Source organism: Bradyrhizobium sp. 195, assembly GCF_023101665.1.
In the GTDB taxonomy this organism is placed as follows: Bacteria; Pseudomonadota; Alphaproteobacteria; order Rhizobiales; family Xanthobacteraceae; genus Bradyrhizobium.
In genome coordinates, this window is record NZ_CP082161.1 from 1,538,292 (window position 1) to 1,557,901 (window position 19,610).

General features: G+C 59.3%; 13 protein-coding genes and 6 pseudogenes. 13 read left to right on the plus strand and 6 right to left on the minus strand.

Annotated elements, in window-relative coordinates; genetic code table 11:
* The first annotated feature begins 11 nt into the window (after window positions 1-11).
* Window positions 12-692 (plus strand): recombinase, encoded by a 681-nt coding sequence (locus IVB26_RS07185; protein ID WP_247971098.1) that lies wholly within the window; start codon window positions 12-14, stop codon window positions 690-692.
* A gap of 8 nt (window positions 693-700) precedes the next feature.
* Here IVB26_RS07185 and IVB26_RS07190 read toward each other — a convergent pair.
* Window positions 701-1,136: pseudogene (locus IVB26_RS07190) on the minus strand (integrase core domain-containing protein); the annotation flags it as partial.
* Between the two features lie 455 nt (window positions 1,137-1,591).
* Between IVB26_RS07190 and IVB26_RS07195 the strand changes: the two are divergent.
* The 3 genes from IVB26_RS07195 to IVB26_RS07205 all read left to right on the plus strand — a co-directional run bounded on the left by IVB26_RS07195 (window position 1,592) and on the right by IVB26_RS07205 (window position 5,610).
* Window positions 1,592-2,686 (plus strand): ABC transporter substrate-binding protein, encoded by a 1,095-nt coding sequence (locus IVB26_RS07195; protein WP_247971099.1) that lies wholly within the window; start codon window positions 1,592-1,594, stop codon window positions 2,684-2,686.
* 74 nt (window positions 2,687-2,760) lie between these two features.
* Window positions 2,761-3,807: an ABC transporter ATP-binding protein gene (locus IVB26_RS07200; RefSeq protein ID WP_247971100.1), complete on the plus strand. Its 1,047-nt coding sequence runs from the start codon at window positions 2,761-2,763 to the stop codon at window positions 3,805-3,807.
* Between the two features lie 21 nt (window positions 3,808-3,828).
* Window positions 3,829-5,610 carry an ABC transporter permease subunit gene (locus IVB26_RS07205; RefSeq protein ID WP_247971101.1) on the plus strand — a complete coding sequence of 594 codons (1,782 nt, stop codon included), beginning with the start codon at window positions 3,829-3,831 and terminating at the stop codon, window positions 5,608-5,610.
* A gap of 483 nt (window positions 5,611-6,093) precedes the next feature.
* Here the strand turns inward: IVB26_RS07205 and IVB26_RS07210 are convergent, their stop codons facing one another.
* Complete coding sequence (locus tag IVB26_RS07210; RefSeq protein WP_247971102.1) at window positions 6,094-7,779, minus strand: MFS transporter; 1,686 nt, start codon at window positions 7,777-7,779, stop codon at window positions 6,094-6,096.
* A 515-nt stretch (window positions 7,780-8,294) separates the two neighbouring features.
* Here IVB26_RS07210 and IVB26_RS07215 point away from each other — a divergent pair.
* Window positions 8,295-9,203, plus strand: a pseudogene (locus IVB26_RS07215) (transposase).
* Window positions 9,204-9,372: 169 nt separating this feature from the next.
* On the opposite strand, the gene IVB26_RS07220 reads toward IVB26_RS07215, so the two are convergent.
* Entirely contained in the window at window positions 9,373-9,633 is a 261-nt protein-coding gene (locus IVB26_RS07220) for an Lrp/AsnC ligand binding domain-containing protein (protein ID WP_346732883.1), read from the minus strand.
* 41 nt (window positions 9,634-9,674) lie between these two features.
* On the opposite strand from IVB26_RS07220, the pseudogene IVB26_RS07225 reads away from it, so the two are divergent.
* A pseudogene (locus tag IVB26_RS07225) lies at window positions 9,675-9,860 on the plus strand (electron transfer flavoprotein subunit beta/FixA family protein); the annotation flags it as partial.
* Between the two features lie 147 nt (window positions 9,861-10,007).
* On the opposite strand, the gene IVB26_RS07230 reads toward IVB26_RS07225, so the two are convergent.
* Window positions 10,008-10,154, minus strand: a complete 147-nt coding sequence (locus IVB26_RS07230) for a hypothetical protein (RefSeq protein ID WP_247971103.1) — start codon at window positions 10,152-10,154, stop codon at window positions 10,008-10,010.
* Between the two features lie 535 nt (window positions 10,155-10,689).
* Between IVB26_RS07230 and tnpA (IVB26_RS07235) the strand changes: the two genes are divergently transcribed.
* From tnpA (IVB26_RS07235) to tnpC (IVB26_RS07265), 7 genes and pseudogenes are all read left to right on the plus strand, one after another.
* Window positions 10,690-11,103, plus strand: coding sequence for an IS66-like element accessory protein TnpA (tnpA, locus tag IVB26_RS07235; protein ID WP_247971104.1), 414 nt, complete (start codon window positions 10,690-10,692; stop codon window positions 11,101-11,103).
* Window positions 11,100-11,415: pseudogene (gene tnpB / locus IVB26_RS43440) on the plus strand (IS66 family insertion sequence element accessory protein TnpB). The gene tnpA (IVB26_RS07235) and the pseudogene tnpB (IVB26_RS43440) overlap by 4 nt, the downstream one beginning before the upstream one ends.
* Window positions 11,416-11,540: 125 nt before the next feature.
* Window positions 11,541-12,464 (plus strand): annotated as a pseudogene (tnpC, locus tag IVB26_RS07245) (IS66 family transposase); the annotation flags it as partial.
* A gap of 79 nt (window positions 12,465-12,543) precedes the next feature.
* Window positions 12,544-12,945, plus strand: a complete 402-nt coding sequence (gene tnpA, locus IVB26_RS07250) for an IS66-like element accessory protein TnpA (RefSeq protein ID WP_247971105.1) — start codon at window positions 12,544-12,546, stop codon at window positions 12,943-12,945.
* A gap of 50 nt (window positions 12,946-12,995) precedes the next feature.
* Complete coding sequence (gene tnpB, locus IVB26_RS43155; protein WP_346732884.1) at window positions 12,996-13,220, plus strand: IS66 family insertion sequence element accessory protein TnpB; 225 nt, start codon at window positions 12,996-12,998, stop codon at window positions 13,218-13,220.
* Between the two features lie 113 nt (window positions 13,221-13,333).
* Entirely contained in the window at window positions 13,334-14,986 is a 1,653-nt protein-coding gene (gene tnpC / locus IVB26_RS07260) for an IS66 family transposase (protein WP_247971106.1), read from the plus strand.
* Between the two features lie 78 nt (window positions 14,987-15,064).
* Window positions 15,065-15,589 (plus strand): annotated as a pseudogene (gene tnpC / locus IVB26_RS07265) (IS66 family transposase); the annotation flags it as partial.
* 691 nt (window positions 15,590-16,280) lie between these two features.
* On the opposite strand, the gene IVB26_RS07270 reads toward tnpC (IVB26_RS07265), so the two are convergent.
* Both IVB26_RS07270 and IVB26_RS07275 read right to left on the minus strand, forming a co-directional pair.
* A complete protein-coding gene (locus IVB26_RS07270; protein WP_247971107.1) occupies window positions 16,281-17,054 on the minus strand; it encodes an SDR family NAD(P)-dependent oxidoreductase in 774 nt (257 codons plus the stop codon).
* A gap of 921 nt (window positions 17,055-17,975) precedes the next feature.
* Window positions 17,976-18,965, minus strand: coding sequence for a phosphotriesterase family protein (locus tag IVB26_RS07275; protein ID WP_247971108.1), 990 nt, complete (start codon window positions 18,963-18,965; stop codon window positions 17,976-17,978).
* Window positions 18,966-19,610 lie beyond the last annotated feature (645 nt).

Genomic DNA, 19,610 nt, shown 5'->3' on the forward strand with positions numbered 1-19,610 from the left:
GATCGCCATGCATGATGCGGCGAGGCCCCGCACCCATTGCTGATTCAGTTGCGCTCAGCGTTCTGGCCTCGAAGCTTAAAACGGCCTGGAATGCGCCCACGACGGATGCTCGCCTCAAGAAGCGCATTGTGCGCACTCTCATCCACGAAGTCGTAGCCAATATCGACGACGCGGCCTCCGAGATCGTTATCCTCGTCCACTGGGTGGGTGGTGCCCACAGCGAGTTGCGCTTGCCCAAGCGCCGGCGCGGGCAGCGTAACAGCACCTCCGCCATCATCGAGACTGTGCGCCGACTGGCGCTGATCGCCAGCGACGATCTGATCGCCGGCCTCCTCAACCGCAATGGCCTCAAGACCGGCAACGGCAATCGCTGGACGCGCGAGCGTGTCACCTCGATGCGCTCGAACCATCGCATCCCGGTGTTCAAGCCCGCCGAGGACGGGATCGAACCCTGGCTCAATCTCAGTAACGCCGCAAAGCTTCTAAAGATCGCGCCCAAGACGCTTCGGCTGGCCGCTGAAGCCGGCGAGATCGAAGCCTTCCATCCGCTATCGGACGGCCAGTGGATCTTCGCCCGCACCTCGCTGATAACAACTGCTACTCAATCTATCGCAGAACGAGCACGACGGAACCCAAGCTACCCCACGGGATCAAATCCCAATCAGCAAAGTCTCTTCTCTTCAACAACATAGACAGATGGGTGTTCTGATGCGCGGTTGTAGTCGGCCCGCCAGAATCAGAGCCCGACGCGGCGCCAGCGACCTGAACAGCGTCTCGCTCAACAGTTCATCGCGTAGCCGGCCTTGAAGCTTTCGATGAAGGCATTCTGCATGGCCTTGCCCGCCGCGATGTAGTGCCATGCCACGGGGCTCTGATCGGCCCATGTTAGGATGGCGTTGCTGGTGTCGGCCACCAGCGCCAGGCACTCGCGGGTGCGGTGGTCGACCACGGTGAGGATACGGAAGCGGCGCCCATCGGTAAGCTGATCCGGGTATGAAGTCGAACGACCAGCGGTCGTTCGGCGCCATCGGCACCGTCGTCGGCGTCCGCGTCCCGATCGTCCGCTTGCGGCCGCCATGGCGACGCACCGCAAGCTTCTCTTCCCGGTAGAGCCGGAACAGCTTCTCGAGCCTGAGAAGCTGAGCTCGCCATCGCCACCTCACGCCAGACCACTTAGTCAGCCTCAGGGGGCCGTCAGAAGTCGGTCAACCGACAATTTGTCGCCGCGGGATATTTTGCCGGCCAACTATCTTGCAATCTGCGGTTATTGGTGCTGCTATCACAACCAGAAATCAAGTGTGCGCTTGTCGCAGAGAAACGATCTCGCCTGCACTGAGTGGGCTGCTATGCGTGGGGCCTGCCGGCAAGTCGGTTCGAAGGCTAGATCACCTCTCGCATGCTGCTCGAGGCGCCCCGACTCGACGTTCGAGCATGCAAGCACCACCGCTCGCGGTTAGGTGCAGAATTTCAGCCGTACGAGGCCCAAAATTGGAGAACTCCAACTTTAAAGAACGAGTTACAATTTGCCTAACGAATAAATATTTCTAGTGGCTAAGGTTGAGCTTGCGAAAGCAAAGAGGAAGCAATGCACATGAACCGCAGGAAATTCATGCAGACTACGACGTCCGCTGTGGCGGGCGGGGCGCTATATTTGGCGCGTGGTCAAGCTTCGGCGCAGTCGCCAGGCGAGCTGCGAGTTATGGTTTACGGCGGCGATGTCGGAAAGGCAAACATCGAAGCCTATGTGAAACCATTCCAAGCCGAGACCGGTGTCAAGGTGACGCCGATCACCGATCAAGTGAATGTAGCCCAGCTTGAGTTGATGGTAAAGTCAAATAATATCACAGTGGACGTGGTTGCCGCGAGCGCAAACGTAATCTTCTCAGCAGCTAAGAAGGGATACCTTCAGGACATCGATTATTCGATCTACAACAAGGCGGAGCTGGAAGGCATCCTCGATTTCGCGAAACAGCCTTTCGGTGTCACCGGCCTGCTGTATTCTTTTGTAATGTTCTACAATAGGGAAAAATTTCCAAATAGTAAGCCACGACCGGCCAACTGGGCGGAGTTCTGGGATGTCAAGAAATTTCCTAGCGTTCGTACGCTCATAACTGGTCAAAACGGAACTGAAGGCGCTTGGGAGGAGGCGTTGTTGGCTGATGGTGTCGCTCCCGACGCCATCTATCCGATGGACCTCGACCGCGTCTTCGCCAGCCTGGACAAGATAAAGCCGCACATCCGCAAATGGTATGCGACCGGCTCCGAGATCCAGCAAATAATGCGCGAGAAGGCGGCGGACATCGGCAATTGCTATGATGGGCGCGGGCAGGCGGCGATTGACCAAGGCGCACCGATCGAGATCAATCGGAACCAGGCCAAGCTCAGCTGGGATTACTGGACCATCCCGAAGGGTAGTCCGAATGAGCGAAATGCGCAGAAGTTCATCGAGTTCGCAACTCGCGCAGAGCGACAGGCGGCCTTCGCCCAGCTTGCCGCCTTTGGTCCGAGCAATATTAACGCCTACAAGTTCATACCGGAGGAGAGAGCGCGCAAGCTTGCTAGCCAACCTGACCACCTGAAGAACAGTATTCGCATGAATCCGAAGTGGTACACTGAAGTTGGATCGGACGGCCGGACCAACGCCGATCGGCTCCGTGATCGGTGGAACGATTGGATTCTTCGCTAGCGCAACTGCGTCGTTCGGGAGCATCACTTCTGAATGTGCAGCTCAGACATCTCGTCTATGTCGAGGATCAAACATTGAAGAAAAGCCGTCCCGCGCAGATCGAGTTTTGCAGGGTCACCAAGGCGTACGGACCAATCACGGCGGTCGAAGACTTGTCGCTAACTGTTGATCGCGGTGAGTTCGTGACCATCCTTGGTCCGAGCGGCTCGGGCAAGACTACGACCCTGATGCTGCTTGCCGGCTTCGAAGCTCCTACTGAGGGCGACATTCTGGTCGCCGGAAGGTCGGTCGCCTCAGTGCCTTCCTACCGGCGCGACCAAGGGATTGTTTTCCAGAGCTATGCCTTGTTCCCGCATCTTTCAGTACGTCGGAATTTGGAGTTTCCGCTTGAAATGCGGGGCATGAACGCGGCCGAGAGAGCGAAGCGAGTGGAACGCATTCTCAACCGCGTGCACCTCAGTGAGTTCGGCAGCCGGATGCCCTCGCAACTTAGCGGCGGCCAACAGCAGCGTGTGGCACTTGCCCGCGCGCTGATCGCTGATCCGCCGATCCTCCTGCTGGACGAGCCTCTCAGTGCGCTGGATCGCAATTTGCGCGAGCAGATGCAGGTCGAGATCAAGAGCCTACACAAGGAATTCGGAATTACTACTGTTTGTGTTACGCATGATCAGGACGAGGCGCTCACGCTCTCCGATCGCATCGTCGTCATGCGAGCCGGGCGGATCGAGCAGACCGACACGCCGGAGGCCCTCTACGATCGGCCGGCGACGCGGTTCGTAGCCACTTTTCTGGGCGAGGCCAATATCCTCGAGAATCCGGGTTTCAATGTGGAATCCGAAGCCGTGCAACCGTCCGGCACCGCGGCCATGATCCGACCGGAGCGTGTCCGCGTCGGCGCTCCCCTGGTCTCGAGCCATTCTGATGCCGACCAATGTCAGTCTGTCATCGGCACCGTGGAAGACATGATCTATGCCGGACCCCGGCGCAAGTATCATGTTCGCGTCGGCGGCAGCAGGATCATCGTGCGCGAGCATGTCGCCTCCGGCCAGCAGATATTCCAACCCGGCGAGGAGGTCCGGCTCGACTGGCTGCGGTCCGACGTCCGTTTCGTTGCGGCCTAACGCGCTGAGGGAGTATGGCGAATGCAGTCGCTTCAGAAACTTGCCCGAATGCCAATCGTGCTCACTGTCCCGGCCTTCTCGATTTTGCTGGTCGTAGTGGGAATACCAACGGTTCTGCTCTTCCTAAGCAGCCTGAATGCTCCGGCCTTTTCGCTCGCCAATTATCAAGCGTTTCTTGCGCAGCAAGCAAATGTCCGCGTGCTCTTCCAGACTGTCGAAGTCAGCGTGGTAGCAACGGCCATCTGCCTCATTATCGGCTATCCAACAGCCTATCTGATCACCTCCGCCTCGAAACGCGTGCGCATGGCACTGGTGGTGTTGGTGATTATCCCATATCTAACCAGCGCCTTAGCGCGCACCTATGTATGGATCGTGATCCTCGGCGACCGCGGCCTCATTAACAACCTGTTGCTCGATCTGGGGCTGATCTCCACTCCGCTCTCGCTCATCTACAACCGCGGCGCGGTTTATATCGGCATGGTGCACATCATGCTGCCGGTAATGATTCTGCCGCTGATCAGCGTCATGCAGAGCATTGACAAGTCACTGGTGGCCGCCGCCCGCAGCATGGGTGCGCACCCCTTTTCTGCTTTCTGGCGCGTGTTTTTTCCGCTCAGCCTGCCGGGCGTGCGCAGCGGATCGCTTCTAGTGTTCGTACTCTGCTTGGGCTTTTACATTACGCCAGCCGCCCTCGGCGGGCTACGCGATGCTATGCTATCGACCTTCATCGCCTCGGAGGTTCAGAGCTCCTTCAACATGGCACGTACTGCCACGTCAGCCTTCATCCTTTTGGGCATAGCCGCGGTCATGCTCTCTGTTCTGGGGGTGGATCTTTCTGGTACGCCGGGCCGCGGGGAGCGACCCTTTCGGAAGTCCTGGTGGACTCCACGAGGCTTATTCGGCGCACTTGCACACTATCTCAATGAGCGCGCTATTCCCTATCGGGCGAAACGCTGGACGAGCACCCTCTACAAGGCGGGTGGAGACAGCCGCTGGTCGTCGATGCTCGGTACCGTTTTCGTGGTGCTCGTCATGTTCTATCTGCTGTTTCCGGGGCTCGTCGTCATCATCATGTCCTTCAGCGCCGGGAACTATCTGCAATTTCCGCCGTTCGTACTTTCACTGCGATGGTACCGGTCCTTCTTTGGCGACCCTTCCTGGACGGACGCCGCATTGACCAGCGTCGAAATCGGTGTTGCGGTCGTTATCCTATCTACGGGGGTCGGTACGCTCGCGGCCTTCGGCCTCAGCCGGACTCGTCCACGGCTGCGCGCTTTCCTGACGATGATTCTGCTGGCACCGATCACCTTCCCGAGTATCGTCGTCGGTATCGCAGCCTATCTAGGTCTGCTCAATCTCGGACTGACCGGAACGATGACCGGCATCGTGATGACGCATAGCATAGGTGCCATCAGCTACGTCGTTGTGATCGTTTCGGCGACTCTGGCGAATTTCGACCAGCGGCTGGAGCTGGCGGCAAAGAGCATGCAGGCCGGTCCACTGCGGACGTTCGCGAGGGTGACGCTGCCCATGATCTGGCCTGGAGTCATAGGCGGGGCGGTGTTCGCATTCATCCACTCTTTCGACGAGGTCGTCAAAACATCACTCGTCAGCGGCCTCTCGATCCGCACCCTACCGCTGAAAATGTGGGAAAACATGCGCCACGACATCGACCCGACGATCGCCGCGGTGGCCTCGCTGCTAGTAGTTCTTCCCCTGCTATGGCTGGTCGCCCTTTACGGCACATGGTGGCGGTCGAGGCTACAGCCTCAGCTCACGGCTCCGAAGCCCCAGACGACGTAAGCCCTTCACCGGGATGGGGTTCATCAGTTTCCGGCGGAACCACGCCGCACGCTTAATTCGGGAGCTCTTCCAGACCGCTCCATGCGCAGCAAGTCTCGCGAGTTGGTCCCAGGTGGTGTGGACCAATTCCTCGATCCACATCAAGCTTGAGCACGAGTCTCGATCTGGAGTGTTCACCGATCAACAAGCTGCGGCCGGATTTCGGGAGGTTCCTAGGGCGCGTGGACTCGCTGACAAGGGGGACTGCGGAGTCTGAACTACGTGTGGGCGAGGAAGGTTGAGCGACCCATTCCCGGTAGCAAGGAAGAGCTGAGCTAGTCTAGGGCATCTGCGACAATCGTCGGCTAGACGACGCGCTCGCAGCTTACGAAAGCCGTCCACCGACCGCCCTTGTTTCTTGCTGCTGACAAGCTTGCGTGTGCAACGTACTCTTGAACAGGAGCATTAAATCGCTGGTGTTGAGACTAGCGTAGCGAGGCTTTGCTAAGGTTTACGGCCGCTATTGTAGCCACCGGGCACGAGCTCGTCCGCGGCGCGGCCCGGCACGTCATCCCTCCATCGCACCGATCCGAACGGGCGCTCCAACATCCGGCGAACTCGCACAGGCTCAGCGCCAATGTGGAAAGCCGCCGCTTGCTGATCAAGCACGCGTTCTGACTGGGTCGAGCGGTTGCGTTGGCGCAAATAGTCGAGCCACGTCGGACAGTGATAACGCTCGGTCCACAGTTCGGGATTGGCGATGTCTCGCGCAATCGACCAGCCGTAAGCGCCGTTACGTTGGCGTAAGAGCTGAACCTCCTGCATTATGTTGTGAAATGGGCGCGCGTTCTCCTGCGCGACACGATATTCGATCTCGACAACAAGCGGCCCACTGCGACCGGTGAGCCCGAGCCGTACTTCGGGATCCGCCAATGCCTCTCCGTCCTCGCCGCTTCCGTCGATGCGCGGCATACCCAACCAGAGCCCAATAAGCGGGGAGAGCAGCATGAGCGCGGAGGAAACCAGAAGCGCAGTCTCGACGCCAGCGACATCGGTCAGGCGACCCCAGCCCCAGCTGCCGATTGCTACGCCGCCTGAACCCGCAGCTTGGTAGGCCGCAAGCGCACGGCCCGCGACCCAACGCGGCGCGGATAGCTGTATGGCAATATTGAGCAGCGTCACCGCTATGACCCACACCGCGCCAGCTAAAACCAATGCGGCCGCGCTTAGAAGCGGCTCGTGGCTCAGTGCCAGCGTTGCAGTCGCGCCCGCCATAGAGAGGGTGCAGGCACGCACAGCGGCTTCGCCGTTCATGCGCTTTCGTACTTCGCTGATAAAAAGGGCTCCGATTACGGCCCCGACGCCAAACGCGCCGAGCATGATACCGTAAGTCTGCGGACCCCCATGCAAGAGGTCGCGCGCAACCAGCGGCATGAGCGACGGAACCGAACCACCGATGACGCCAGTTACCATGGTGCGCGTTAGCACAACCTTGATAGACGGCGAATTGGTAATGTAGCGCACACCCGAGACAATGGCCCGGCTCAGCTGCTCGCGCGGCAACCGCGACGGCTCGATCACACGTTTCCAGAGGAACAGCGCCGCAATCAGCGGCAGATAGAGCAACGCGTTGAGCGAAAACGCTGCGACTGCTCCAGCCATTGCAACCACAATGCCGCCGATCGCAGGTCCGACGCTGCGCGCGATGTTGTAGCTGATGCCGTTGAGCGCAATGGCCGCGGGCAGCGTATCGGCCGACACCTGCTCGCTGACAGAGGATTGCCAGGCAGGTCCCCTCAATGCCACGCCGCTGCCGAACATAAAGCACAAGACAAGCAACAGCTCCGGCGTGGTGAGACGCGTCCAATCAAGAACGATTAGCGCGATTGCGCCACAGAGCTCAATGGAGAGCGCAATTAGTATAACGATGCGGCGATCATGCATATCTGCAATAGCGCCAGCCGGCATTGAAATCAGCATAACAGGCAACGAAAGTGCCGTCTGCACCAGCGCAACTTTGCCCGCCGACGATGTCATTTGCGTCATCGTCCACGCTGCACCGACTCCCTGGATCAGAAAGCCGAGATTGGCAAGCAGGCCGGCAAGCCATATTCGCCTGAAGGCCGCATAGCGAAGCGGAGCGGTTATGCCATCGGCGCTGAACGTCTGGGGCTCGATTCGATCGGTCACATCGGCCTCCGAACCGAGTAGAGTTGCTGCGTTTCGGCCCAGGTCAGTGATACTCTCTGCAAATTGCTCACTAGCAACCGCGCAAGCGGTCTTTCAATTTCGCACCCATAGCTCAGTTCGCATTTCAAGGGGTTACGAGATCTGCTAATATCTTGAGGCATCCTGGTTCTTCGGCGCTTGCCACTCCGTCCGCGATGAACAGCCTCTGCTGTTCCGAAAGTGAGCACCAAACACCTTGCCCACCGTGCTGGCCTTCTCGAAACAGGCATCATCATCTTGGATAGGGTGTGACGATGCCCAGCGCTTGAGCAAAGTTGACGGCGGCTGGCTGTGGCATATCCTGTTCGGCTGTAATCTCGTTCGGAATTGCTGCCGCTGGCCCGACCAATCAACATGGCATATCGTGAAAATCGGTAGCAGCGAAGCCGCTACTGCCGAGCAGTTATACCCTAGAAGCCTGTCTGAGTAATCTGATTTTTCTCGACGAAGCACAAGCATCGTGATTCAAACGATGGATGAGCAAGACATTTCGTCCGTGGGACGTTGATCAGGTTTGGCTGCCGCCGCCGTCGATCCAGGATTTTGGTGCCTTCAGGGCACGTGGCGCACTTTGTCCGTGATACGGTTCGCACCGGTTTGGACCTGTCGGCGATCATGGATGTCTACGACGAGGAGCGCGGCTTTCCTTATCATCCTGGCATGATGGTGGCGCTGCTGCTTTATGCGTTTACTCGTCGCGCAAGATCGCGCGGGCTGCGAGGAGCGACTGGATTTTGCGGCGGTAACGGGGAAGCGACCTCCAGACTTCCGCACGATCAGCGAGTTCCGCAAACGCCATCTCGCAGCGTTATCGGGCCTGTTCCGGCAAGTCTTGACGCTGTGCCGGGAGGCCGGCCTTGTGAAGCTTGGCCATGTGGCGCTCGACGGCACCAAGATCAAGGCCAATGCCGGGATCAACAAAGCGATGAGCTATGGCCGGATGAAAGAGGCCGAGCCGAGGCTTGCAGCGGAAGTCCAACGCGCAGCTTGCGCCATTGCTCGATGCCATAAAAGCCAATCTCGGGAAGAACCCGGACGAAGCGTCGGCCGATGCGGGCTATTGCTCGCAATCCAATCTTCGCACGCTCATCCGACGCCGGATCGAGGGCTACGTCGCCACCGGACGGCAAAAGCACGGCACCAAGGCGGCCACGACGAAAAGGAAACTCAAATCTGGCACGCTCAAATGAGCACGAAGCTCAAGCGCGCAGGCTATCGAAGCCGGTATCGATTGCGAAAACAGATCGTCGAGCCCTTCTTCGGCCAGATCAAGCAGGCAAGAGGCTTCCGCCAGTTCCTCCTGCGCAGCATAGACAAGGTCAAAGCCGAATGGGCCCATGATCTGCACCGCCCACAACCTCGCAAAACTCGTAGCCGCACTCTGAGGAGAGACTTGCCTCTTCCAAAAAATCGCTCAGAACGCAATTCGCTTGATCCAAAGTCCATTACCGAGACAAGCTCCTAGACGGAGCGACAGTGCGGTTTCCCGCGTTCTTTACGAGATCGCGATGAAAAAACGCGCAAAAGGATAGAGCTGCAGCGCAAGCGACGAGATCAATCCTCCGATGGAGTTTCAATGGGAACGGCAAAGCCAACCTTCACGCGGTCTACAATGACCATAGTTGTGGTAGTCTTGATGTCCGAGTTCGCATTGAAGGAGCGATGCGTGAACTTCTCATAGCCCTCCATGCTACGCGCTATGATGCAGAGGACGGACTCGACCTCGTCCGTCAGGTAAAATCCTTTGACAATTTCGACGGACGATTTGATGGCCTTCTTGAGTCTGTCAGTAGATCTGAACGCTCCCGCTCGAATCTCACCATCACGAGCATCTGAATGGGGTTTCGATCAGCTTGGGCGGCGATTTCAAGGTCACCCGCGAGGTCGGTGGCGGCCTGCAGACCATGAAGCTGAAGGGACCGCGATGGTGATCGCCGACCTGCTTCTCAAGGAGCCGCGCTACGCCTCGCTGCCCAACATCATGAAGGCCAAGAAGAAGCCGATCGCGAAGAAAACCGTCGCACGATTACGGCATCGACATCGCCGTCGGCGAGTCTTGCGGTCGCGGTTGAGATTCGCGCTTGGTTAGGCAGCAAACTCATAAAGAGCTTCACGGGTTGCAGTGAGAGGGCAACGATCCGAACGACGGCCGCCCGCCGAGCAGCTTCAATCGGTGCGCCTCGTCACGCTCAAAGCGGACGACGCGCCTCGCCGGTCGTGCCGTGGATACGCACGTTCGCAACCTCACGCTCCCACTCGGCGAGATGCGCCTCGAATGCCTCCCAGCTCGAAAGGAATGCCCCGCGATCGCGTTCTTCTTCACGCAGCGACGCCATTCTCCGTCTTACCCTTTGTGCGCGCCCGATACGGCACGCAGGCGCGAGGACGGAAGCCCCAATGCTTCGCGAACGCGATCAGCTTGTCATTTAACTGAACCGGCCGGCTCACCAGATCATTTGATCCAGAGGCTGACGTTTAGTAAGTTTTCCAGAGAGGAGATATTCGCCAGATACGTGCAAGAAACGCTCGTTTTCGCGAATCCTGATTTGCGAAGGCTCACCAAGGCGGACGATTGTCAGGAGACGTCAAAATTCGACCGGCTGCAGTGGGTAGGCAAATGGCGAAGGACTCCGCGGGCTGGGCTAACGATTTGTTTTAGCTTTTGCTGCCGATTTTCGCGAAACCGCGGCCGCGGGGCCGCGAGAAGGTAGGCTATTGCAATGGCCCCGAGGGCCGATTCTGGAAATGCCTGCCCGGATGTTTGTGCGTAAGCGATGTTTTGCGGCCACCTTCCGGATGACGTGCTGATCTGCGAGTCTGCGGTTTGGTTTTGACCGTTGGGTTAGAATGGACACAGTGCATAGTGCTATCATGGAGCCGGTCCGGCGGCTGGAAGTCTTCACTGGAGCTGGTCGGCGGCGGAAGTGGAGCGACGAGGACAAGGCACGGATTGTCGCGGAGATCGAGACGAGTGGGGAGTCAGTCTGTGCCGTGGCTCGGCGCCATGGTCTGTCGCCGCAGCAATTGTTTGGCTGGCGCCGTCTACTGAGAGAAGCTGCGGCCAGGCAATCTGAAGCGGAAGAATTGCAGTTTGTGCCGGCGGTGGTCGATGTGGACGCATCGACGCCCGCGCTTCGCCGGCGGCGCAAAGCACCGCGATGCAAGTCCGAGGCCGATGTCGGAATGATCGAAGTTGAGGTCGACGGGGTGACGATCCGGGCCAGCCGCGGCGCGGACGCCAACACGATCGCAGCCATCGTCCGGGCGCTGAAGGCGAGCCGTTGATCGGCCCAACGGGTCCGGTTCGGGTGATGGTGGCGACCAAGCCGGTCGACTTCCGCAAGGGCGCCGAAGGGTTAGCCACACTGATGCGCGAGCGTATGCTGGCCGATCCGTTCTCGGGGCACGGTCTATGTGTTCCGAGCCAAACGCGCGGACCGGATCAAGCTGATCTTCTGGGATGGAACGGGTCTGTGCCTGTTTGCGAAGCGCTTGGAGGACGGCATCTTCCGCTGGCCGAAGATCGAAGACGGCGTGATCGACTGGCGGCGTGTCCATGAGGCACGGGAGACGGCAAAGCCAACGCAGCCCGGATAGCTGTTGGCAGCACTGCGGCGAAGTGAATCAGGGCGGTCGAGATCGTCGCAAAGTTCCGGCGAATATGATCTGATTTGTTGGTGCCGAGCGACGCCCTGCCTGATGACCTTCAGACGCTGAAAGCGATGCTGCTCGCCGAGCGCTGCGAGAGCGAACGGCTGCGTCAGATCATCAAGGAGCTGCAGCGACATCGCTTTGGCCGCCGGGCCGAGACGCTGCCCGAGGAGCAGATGCTGCTGGGTCTGGAAGACGTCGAGCAGGTCGGAGCATCCGGTGAGGCAGAGCAGGACGAAAGCGCGCCTGATGCCCGCGCGGCGCGGGCTCGCAAGCGCCGCATTAATCGTGGAGCACTGCCGCAGCATTTGCCGAGGATCGAGGTCGTCGTCGATGTCGACGACAGGACATGCCCCTGTTGCAAAGGCGAACTGCATCGGATCGGCGAGGATAGAAGCGAGCGGCTGGACATGGTGCCGGCGCAGTTCCGGGTGCTCGTCATCCGGCGGCCCAAATACGCCTGCCGATCGTGCGAAGACGGTGTCGTGCAGGCGCCTGCTCCGGCCCGGCTGATCGAGGGCGGATTGCCGACCGAGGCCACTATCGCCCAAGTGCTGGTATCCAAATATGCCGATCATCTGCCGCTGTACCGGCAGGCCCAGATTTACGCCCGCCAGGGCATCGATCTCGATCGTTCGACGTTGGCGGACTGGGTCGGCCATGCCGCCTGGCACCTGCGTCCGCTGCACGAGCGTCTGCTCGGCAAGCTCAGGCAGAGATCAAAACTGTTTGCCGACGAGACGACGATGCCGGTGCTCGATCCCGGCCGCGGCCGCACCAAGACCGGCCAGCTCTGGGCCTATGCCGCTGACGACCGGCCATGGGGCGGCGCCGATCCACCGGGCGTCGTCTATGTCTATGCACCCGACCGCAAGGCCGAGCGGCCGATCGCTCATCTCGACGGCTTCAAGGGGATCCTGCAGGTCGACGGCTATGCCGGCTACCGCAAGCTCGCCGAGCGCGGCGACGTCCAGCTGGCGTTCTGCTGGGCGCACAGTATTCCTCCGTTGAGGGCCGCCTTGTTTGACGGACGCGAACGCTGCAGGTCCTAGGGGTAATCCTAGGAGAAGCGCTATGACGATTTCGAGGGCGGAGGTGATCACATCGGTCGAGCGGCGGCGCCGGTGGTCGCAGGATGAGAAGGAACAGCTTGTTGCAGCATCGCTCGAGCCCGGAGCCAGTGTTTCCGAGGTGGCTCGCATGGCTGGCCTTCATGTAAGCCAGCTGTTCAGGTGGCGCAAAGAGCTTTGCAAGCACGGTGAAGCGAGTATAGCGCCGTTCGTGCCGGTCGAGATTGGGCCGTCTGTGCCGCCGCGGGAGGTGGCCGAAGCGCCGCTGACGACGACGGCGGCGCGTCGACGGAAGAGCCTGGGCATTATCGAGATAGATCTTGGTAGCGGGCACCGCATCCGGGTCGATGGCGACGTTGATGGAGGCGCACTACGTCGCGTCCTCGATGCTTTGGTACGCCGATGATCCCGGTTCCGACGGGCGCACGAGTGTGGCTTGCGACAGGCTACACGGACATGCGCCGAGGCTTTCCGTCGCTGGCACTCCAGGTCCAGGAGGTGCTGCGCAAGGACCCGCTCAGCGGTCATCTGTTTGTCTTCCGCGGTCGCCGAAGCGATCTTGTGAAGGTGATCTGGCACGATGGCCAGGGAGCATGCCTGTTCACCAAAAGACTGGAGAGAGGGCGGTTCATCTGGCCTTCGGTTGCGGGCGATGCAGTGACGATCTCGCGGCGCAGATGAGTTACCTGTTGTCCGGGATCGATTGGCGCAACCCTCAAGAAACCCAGCGTCCGGCGCGGGTCGGATAGCCGTTTTGGGTTTGAATCTGCTGCTTGATCTGATTCAATAGCTTCATGATATCGAAGCCGGACGACCTTCCATCGGATCTTGTCAGTGCCCTGGCAGCGCTGCAGGCCGAGCGTGAGGCCCGGCTGCGAGCCGAGGCGGTGGCTGCCAGTGCGCGGGCGGAGCTGTCGGACAACGAGGCGCTGATCGCGCATCTCGAGCTGCGGATCGAGAAGCTCAAACGCGAACTGTACGGGCCGCGCTCCGAGCGCACGGCACGGCTGCTCGAGCAGCTGGAGTTGGAGCTCGAAGAACTCGTCACCACGGCGAGCGAGGATGAGCTTGCCGCGCAGGCCGCAGCGGCGAAGACGCAGAACGTCCGCCCCTTCATGCGCAAGCGGCCGGTACGCAAGCCATGGCCGGATGACATCGAACGCGAGCGCGTCGTCATTGAGGCTCCAACGAGCTGTGCCTGCTGCGGTGGATCGCGGCTGGCGAAGATCGGTGAAGATGTGACCAAGACGCTGGAGGAGATCCCGCGCCGCTTCAAGCTGATCGAGACCGTGCGCGAGAAGTTCACCTGTCGCGATTGCGAGAAGATCAGCCAGCCGCCCGCGCCGTTCCATGCCACACCGCGCGGCTTCATCGGCCCACAATTGCTAGCGACGATCCTGTTCGACAAGTTTGGCATGCATATCCCGCTCAACCGCCAGAGTGCACGCTTCAAGGCCGAGGGGATCGACCTGCCGTTGTCGACGCTGGCCGACCAGGTCGGCCACGGGACCTTCGCTGTCATGCCGCTCTTCTACTTGATCGAACGCCATGTACTGGCTGCCGAGCGCCTGCATGGCGACGACACCACCATCCGTATCCTGGCGAAGGGCAAGTGCAAGACCGGGCGGATCTGGACATATGTGCGGGATGACCGGCCCTTCGCCGGGCGTGCGCCGCCGGCGGCGGTCTATTACGCCTCGAGCGACCGTCGAGGCGAGCACCCCCAGAAGCATCTGGCCGCCTTCGCCGGCATCCTGCAAGCCGATTGCTACAACGGCTTCGAGCCGCTGTTCGACCCGCAAAAGAAAGCGATGCCGATCACACCGGCGTTTTGCCTGGCCCATGCGCGGCGGGGCTTCTTCGAGCTGGCTGACATCGAGAAAAATGCCCGGGAAGGTAAGAAGGGCAAACCGGTCTCTCCGATCGCGCTGGAGGCGGTCAGACGCCTCGATGCGTTGTTCGAGATCGAGCGCGCCATCAACGGCTGCGGCGCCGACGAGCGGCGCGCCATGCGCCAGGAAAAGAGCAAGCCGCTGCTCGAGGACATGCACGCCTGGTTGCTGCGTGTGCGCGAAACCCTCTCGCGCTCCTCCGAGGTCCTGAAGCCCATGAATTACATGCTCAGGCGCTGGGCCGACTTTGCCCGCTTCCTCGACGATGGCAGGATCTGCTTGACCAACAATTGTGCTGAGCGCGCATTGAGAGGCATCGCCTTGGGAAGGCGCAACTGGACCTTCGCCGGCAGCCAGCGTGGCGCCGACCGTGCCGCCATCATGCTGACGATGATCACGACCTGTCGCCTCAACGACGTCGATCCCAAGGCCTGGCTCGCCGATATCGTCGCCCGTATCGCCGATCTTCCCGCGTCGCGTCTGCACGAACTGCTGCCCTGGAAATGGAAGCTCCCGCGCCAAGCCGACGAACCCAACGATCAGCAAGCTGCCTAACCTTCACGCAGCGCCATCATAGCCGACCCGGCCCCCGCGCGCATGTGTCAATCGGGCGGCCTTCGTCGCATGCGTACGGCGCACATGCGGCGCAACTTCTATGAACTTGCCACCCCTGGCCCGGCGCCCATTGCGAGCGAGGCGCTCAAGCGCATTGCCGAGTTTTACGCCATCGAGAAGGACATCCGTGGTCGCAGCGCCGAGGAGCGGCGTCTCATCCGGCAGCAGAAAAGCCAGCCACTCGCCAACGCATTCGAGCAGTGGCTGCGCGCAAAACTCGGTCTGATCAGCCAGAAGGGCAAGCTTGCGGAGGCTATCCGCTATGCTCTCTCGCGCTGGGAGGGACTGACGCGCTTCATCGATGATGGCCGTATCGAGCTCGACAACAATGCCTTCGAACGCTCGATCCGTCCGATCGCGCTCAATCGGAAAAATGCGCTGTTCGCGGGCTCCGACGGTGGCGCCGAGCATTGGGCCGCTATCTCGTCTCTGATCGAAACGTGCAAGCTGAACGACGTCGACCCACTCGCTTACCTCACCGACGTCCTCACCAGGATCGTCAACAGCCATCCGAACAGCGAGATCGACCAGTTGCTTCCCTGGCCTACCACCGTCAAGACTTCAAAGCCGTGGCCTGAAAACGACGCTTACGTTTGTGCGACAAAATGCAGGCCCTCAAGCTCACTCACAGGCGCAGCGAAGCTATCGGTACCCCCGATTGCGCCGCCTGCTCCGCGAGCCGATGTACCACTCGATTGAAGGACGCAAAGGTTACCGCCACAAACGCATGCCGGGCAAGAGGTCCTCCAGAACACTTTCAGGTGCTCCTCCCGGGCTATCTAACAGGATCATGTTTGGCCGCGCCTTTCGCAAGGCATATGCCAATGTATAAGCTGGAGTAAATGTAGTCCTCCTGCCACAAACAAATACCTTTCGCGCATTTGCCAGATGACCGACTGCTTCGGTCAGCTTTTCCTCAGAGAGATGCGCACGAACTCGTCTTACAACATCGAGTTCCGCCGGAATCCGAGAAAGCTCTTCAATCCATTAATGAGCTTTCATCCCATGATGCTGCGCTAACGAGCAGCTCATGGGATTTAGGCTGCGAGTCATACTCAACGTCGATAAAGCTCGATCTGCATCTATCCGGTGGGCCTCGCGATCGGTAGCTCGCGTTATCAGCAAGATTTGTAACTGGTTGTATACTGACAGTTAACAGGGCGTGCAATTTATTTGGTCTCTCCATCTTGTGGCGGTGATCGGAATGCCGTTCGGATCCACGCATGCCGCCAAGTCAACCCGACCCAAGATAATCCATTCGTCCGCCGTCTACGACCAGCATCTGAGCTGTCAGCCAGCCTGCCTCAGGAGCTGCCAAGAAAGCTACGGCATTCGCAACATCATCGGGCTCCCCAATCCGCCCTAAGATGGTCCGCTCGCGGACGTGCTTCTCAATCGAATCCCATGGTTGGCCGTGAATTCGTCCTCGCGTCATGTCTGTGCGGATGAAGCCTGGCGCAACGGCGTTTACGGTAATACCATGGCTCCCCAACTCCATAGCGAACCGCCGAGTCAGAATCAGCGCCTCTGCTTTAGTAGCAGCATAGAACGCGTTTCCGGCGAGCGTTGACCCAATCGCGGCGACTGATGTTATATTAATAATCCGGCCATATCGACCTGCACGCATGCTCGCCATTACGGCGCGAGTTGTGTGAACAATGCCGTCTGCATTGACTCGACGCATGGAGTCAAACTTGTTGCAGTCAACGGTGTCGAGCGTCGCCTGATACAGCACACCGGCGTTGTTTACGAGGATCGTAACCGGACCGAGCTCCGTCTCCGTCTGCTCGATCGTCGCCTGAACCGATGCAACATCTGTCACGTCCGCGCACACGACCATCACCCGACCACCAGAAGCCCTAATCTCCGTCGCAACGTATTCCGCCGCGTCGGCACGCTCTGTATAGGTTACACACACGGCAGCTCCCCGGCTAGCCAGCAAGAGCGCGATTGCTCGTCCGATACCCCTGGAACCGCCTGTGACCACAGCCACTTGATTTGCCCACATTGTATATATCCTATAATCGTAATGTGCCTCGGTGGAGCGCCAAAGTAAGCGGATTCCATCAGAAATGAGCCCGGCCTATTTATGCGGCAAGCTCGGCCTCAGACCGGCAATCATGATGGAGTGCCGAAGCGACTTGGCAGGCCTGCGCGCCGGCACCTGGGTCCTCGAGGCACCAGCGTCGAACGAGCGGTTTACGGGCGCTAAAGCAACTCATCATGTTGTGTCCCCAATCAAGCCGACCGACATCAAGGCTCCCTGTGGTAACAGCTTGTGCAATTGAGCTTCGAGGCGACGAGCCTCCGGCGCAGCCGCCAATGGCAGTTAGCCAGCGATTGTTTGGAATGGCGATTGTGCTCAACGTGCGGGAGCCCCGAGGCGGCAGTTCATGAATGCGTTTGGGTCCGCGCGACCCTGCAGGCGCAGTCACGTTGGCGAGTATAGCCCAGGCGCCGTATCGTCCTCCGCGGCTGTGGCGTGAGAGTGTAGATTTCAGCCGGTCGTCGACCGAGCATTTAGCGCACGGAGATCGGTATCGCGCGACGGAGTTCTGTGGACGAATGTCCGCATTATCGATCACGAGGCCGATTAAGCTATTCTCGATAAAGGCCTTCGTCGCTCGCTCGAAAAAGCACATCCCCACGAGGAGGAGCTGAATTGGCGTTGATCTTTGCGCCAGCCTCGGCATGGTCCTGGTGCGGGTCATAGCGTCTGCGCTATCAATCGTTAGGCACATTGCTAACTCAATGATCCTCGAACCGCCTCGCCGATCAACCCACATCGACCAGCACGAATGAGAAAGAACCGCACCCTCATGCGCGGCTAACTTTAGTGATGGGGCGCTCCGGCAATTAGGGATGTCGGCCTGCTCATTTGGGCTCTCGGTCGCGCCGGCCGCGCGCAGGTGGATCATCTGGTGCCTGACTACGTGGCTATCTCGTCGCCGGCAAAGAATCGGCGAGGGTTGTCCTCCAAGATCGAGTCAATGTCCGCCTGGCTCACACCCCGCGCGCGCAGCATCGGAATGAAGTCGGTGAACATGTAGCTGTAGGCCTGGTAGAGCCCTTGCGACTTCAGGTATTCAACTTTTGCTGTATACTCCGGGGTAGCATGGAAGCTGAACTTGCCGAGTCTGGCGCAGAAGCGGTCCATACTCATCATGAGCTGCGCGCGAAAGCCATCGCGCACGAGCTTCACCAAGTTGTCTGCGCGTATCTCGTCCGTCCGATAGTAGAACATCCCGATTTGATCGAAACCTATATAAGAGCCAGCGTCTACAATGCGGCGATGGTAAGCCGGATCATCATTGCAGCAACTATGGCCGATGAGACAGTGACGGGCAGCAATGCCGGCTTCGGCGAACAGCTGCTGTTGTTCCGGTCCCTGACAGCCCATTGTGGTGTGGGTAATGATCGGCACGCCAGTCGCTTTTTGTGCGATGCAAGCGGCTGAGACGAATCTCATTTCTTGTTCTGCGATCGTGGGCGCGCCCGTTGAGACCTTGATTGCGCCTGCCTTCACACCAGTGTCTCCGATCCCATTAGTGATCTCGCTGACGTAAAGCTCGGCTATTTCATCAACGCTACGTGCGCGCCAATAGCTTGGAAGCCCCATTTTCTCATAGTAAAAACCAGTTGTGCAGACGATTTGCATGCCGGATTGTTCGGAGATCTCCTTCATCAATGTGACGTCGCGGCCTAGTTCAATGGGACACGGGTCGACCAAGGTGCGCACGCCGTGCTCGGAGCGCAATTTCAACAGCCGCAGGACCGCGTCTTTAGTAAATTCCGCGCAGTCGAATTTGGCGAGCGGATCGAATGCGGCGCCGGGAAAGGCAATGAAAAGATGCTCATGCATCAGAGTTCGACCTAGGCGCTCCGCGGGGATCGGCCCTGTCACCGTCTGCACCATCATGTATCGCTTCTCCTCGCGCCTTGTTGAACTGAGTTGCATCGCTCAGGCAGCGTTGCCCATTGTTGGAACAGTGGGAAGTAGGTGGCTACTGCCGCCTAGAAGCAATCGACAATTGTTGTGATCGGCCCGGGCCGCTCGCGCATCTCAGAGAGTCATACGATTGAGATTCGTCACTCGTTCTGCAAGCACTAATCGTGAGCGTGTCAGACGATTAATGTATCTGCAACTACAATCTTTTGTAGTTGCGCGCTCATGCGCGGCGTCGCGACAGCTATCCATTCTACGATTGTTGTTGCGACCCGCTCTACAAAGCGGATTTGTGTGCCCGCTGCCGATCTGACGTAGCTTAACGTTGCTACGTCTGTGATCGTGTTTTGGCGGACGTTTCGCTGACCGATGCAAAAGTTCAGTAATATTTGCTTTTGTGGTGCGGCGCCTTCCAGCGCCGCTCTCCAGGTGCAACCTAGGGACAGGGGCGATGAGCGAGCACGGACGATGCATGGTGGGACGCGTGTGTCTGAGTCCTCTCGTCAAGCGCAAGGGAATCGTTCTCGTAATTCTTTTGCCAAGCTCGTCCGGCGGGCAAGTTAGATGTCGAGGACTAGCAACTCGTGTAGTTTTCTATCCCGCCTGTTCAATCTGGTA

Bases quoted from the DNA above. Each gene is read 5' to 3' on its own strand.
- IVB26_RS07205 (WP_247971101.1), top strand. From the start codon at position 3,829: ATGCAGTCGCTTCAGAAACTTGCCCGAATGCCAATCGTGCTCACTGTC.
- IVB26_RS07230 (WP_247971103.1), bottom strand. From the start codon at position 10,154: ATGGCGTCGCTGCGTGAAGAAGAACGCGATCGCGGGGCATTCCTTTCG.
- tnpA (WP_247971104.1), top strand. From the start codon at position 10,690: ATGGAGCCGGTCCGGCGGCTGGAAGTCTTCACTGGAGCTGGTCGGCGG.
- tnpC (WP_247971106.1), top strand. From the start codon at position 13,334: ATGATATCGAAGCCGGACGACCTTCCATCGGATCTTGTCAGTGCCCTG.
- tnpA (WP_247971105.1), top strand. From the start codon at position 12,544: ATGACGATTTCGAGGGCGGAGGTGATCACATCGGTCGAGCGGCGGCGC.
- tnpB (WP_346732884.1), top strand. From the start codon at position 12,996: ATGCGCCGAGGCTTTCCGTCGCTGGCACTCCAGGTCCAGGAGGTGCTG.
- IVB26_RS07195 (WP_247971099.1), top strand. From the start codon at position 1,592: ATGAACCGCAGGAAATTCATGCAGACTACGACGTCCGCTGTGGCGGGC.
- IVB26_RS07275 (WP_247971108.1), bottom strand. From the start codon at position 18,965: ATGATGGTGCAGACGGTGACAGGGCCGATCCCCGCGGAGCGCCTAGGT.
- IVB26_RS07270 (WP_247971107.1), bottom strand. From the start codon at position 17,054: ATGTGGGCAAATCAAGTGGCTGTGGTCACAGGCGGTTCCAGGGGTATC.
- IVB26_RS07185 (WP_247971098.1), top strand. From the start codon at position 12: ATGATGCGGCGAGGCCCCGCACCCATTGCTGATTCAGTTGCGCTCAGC.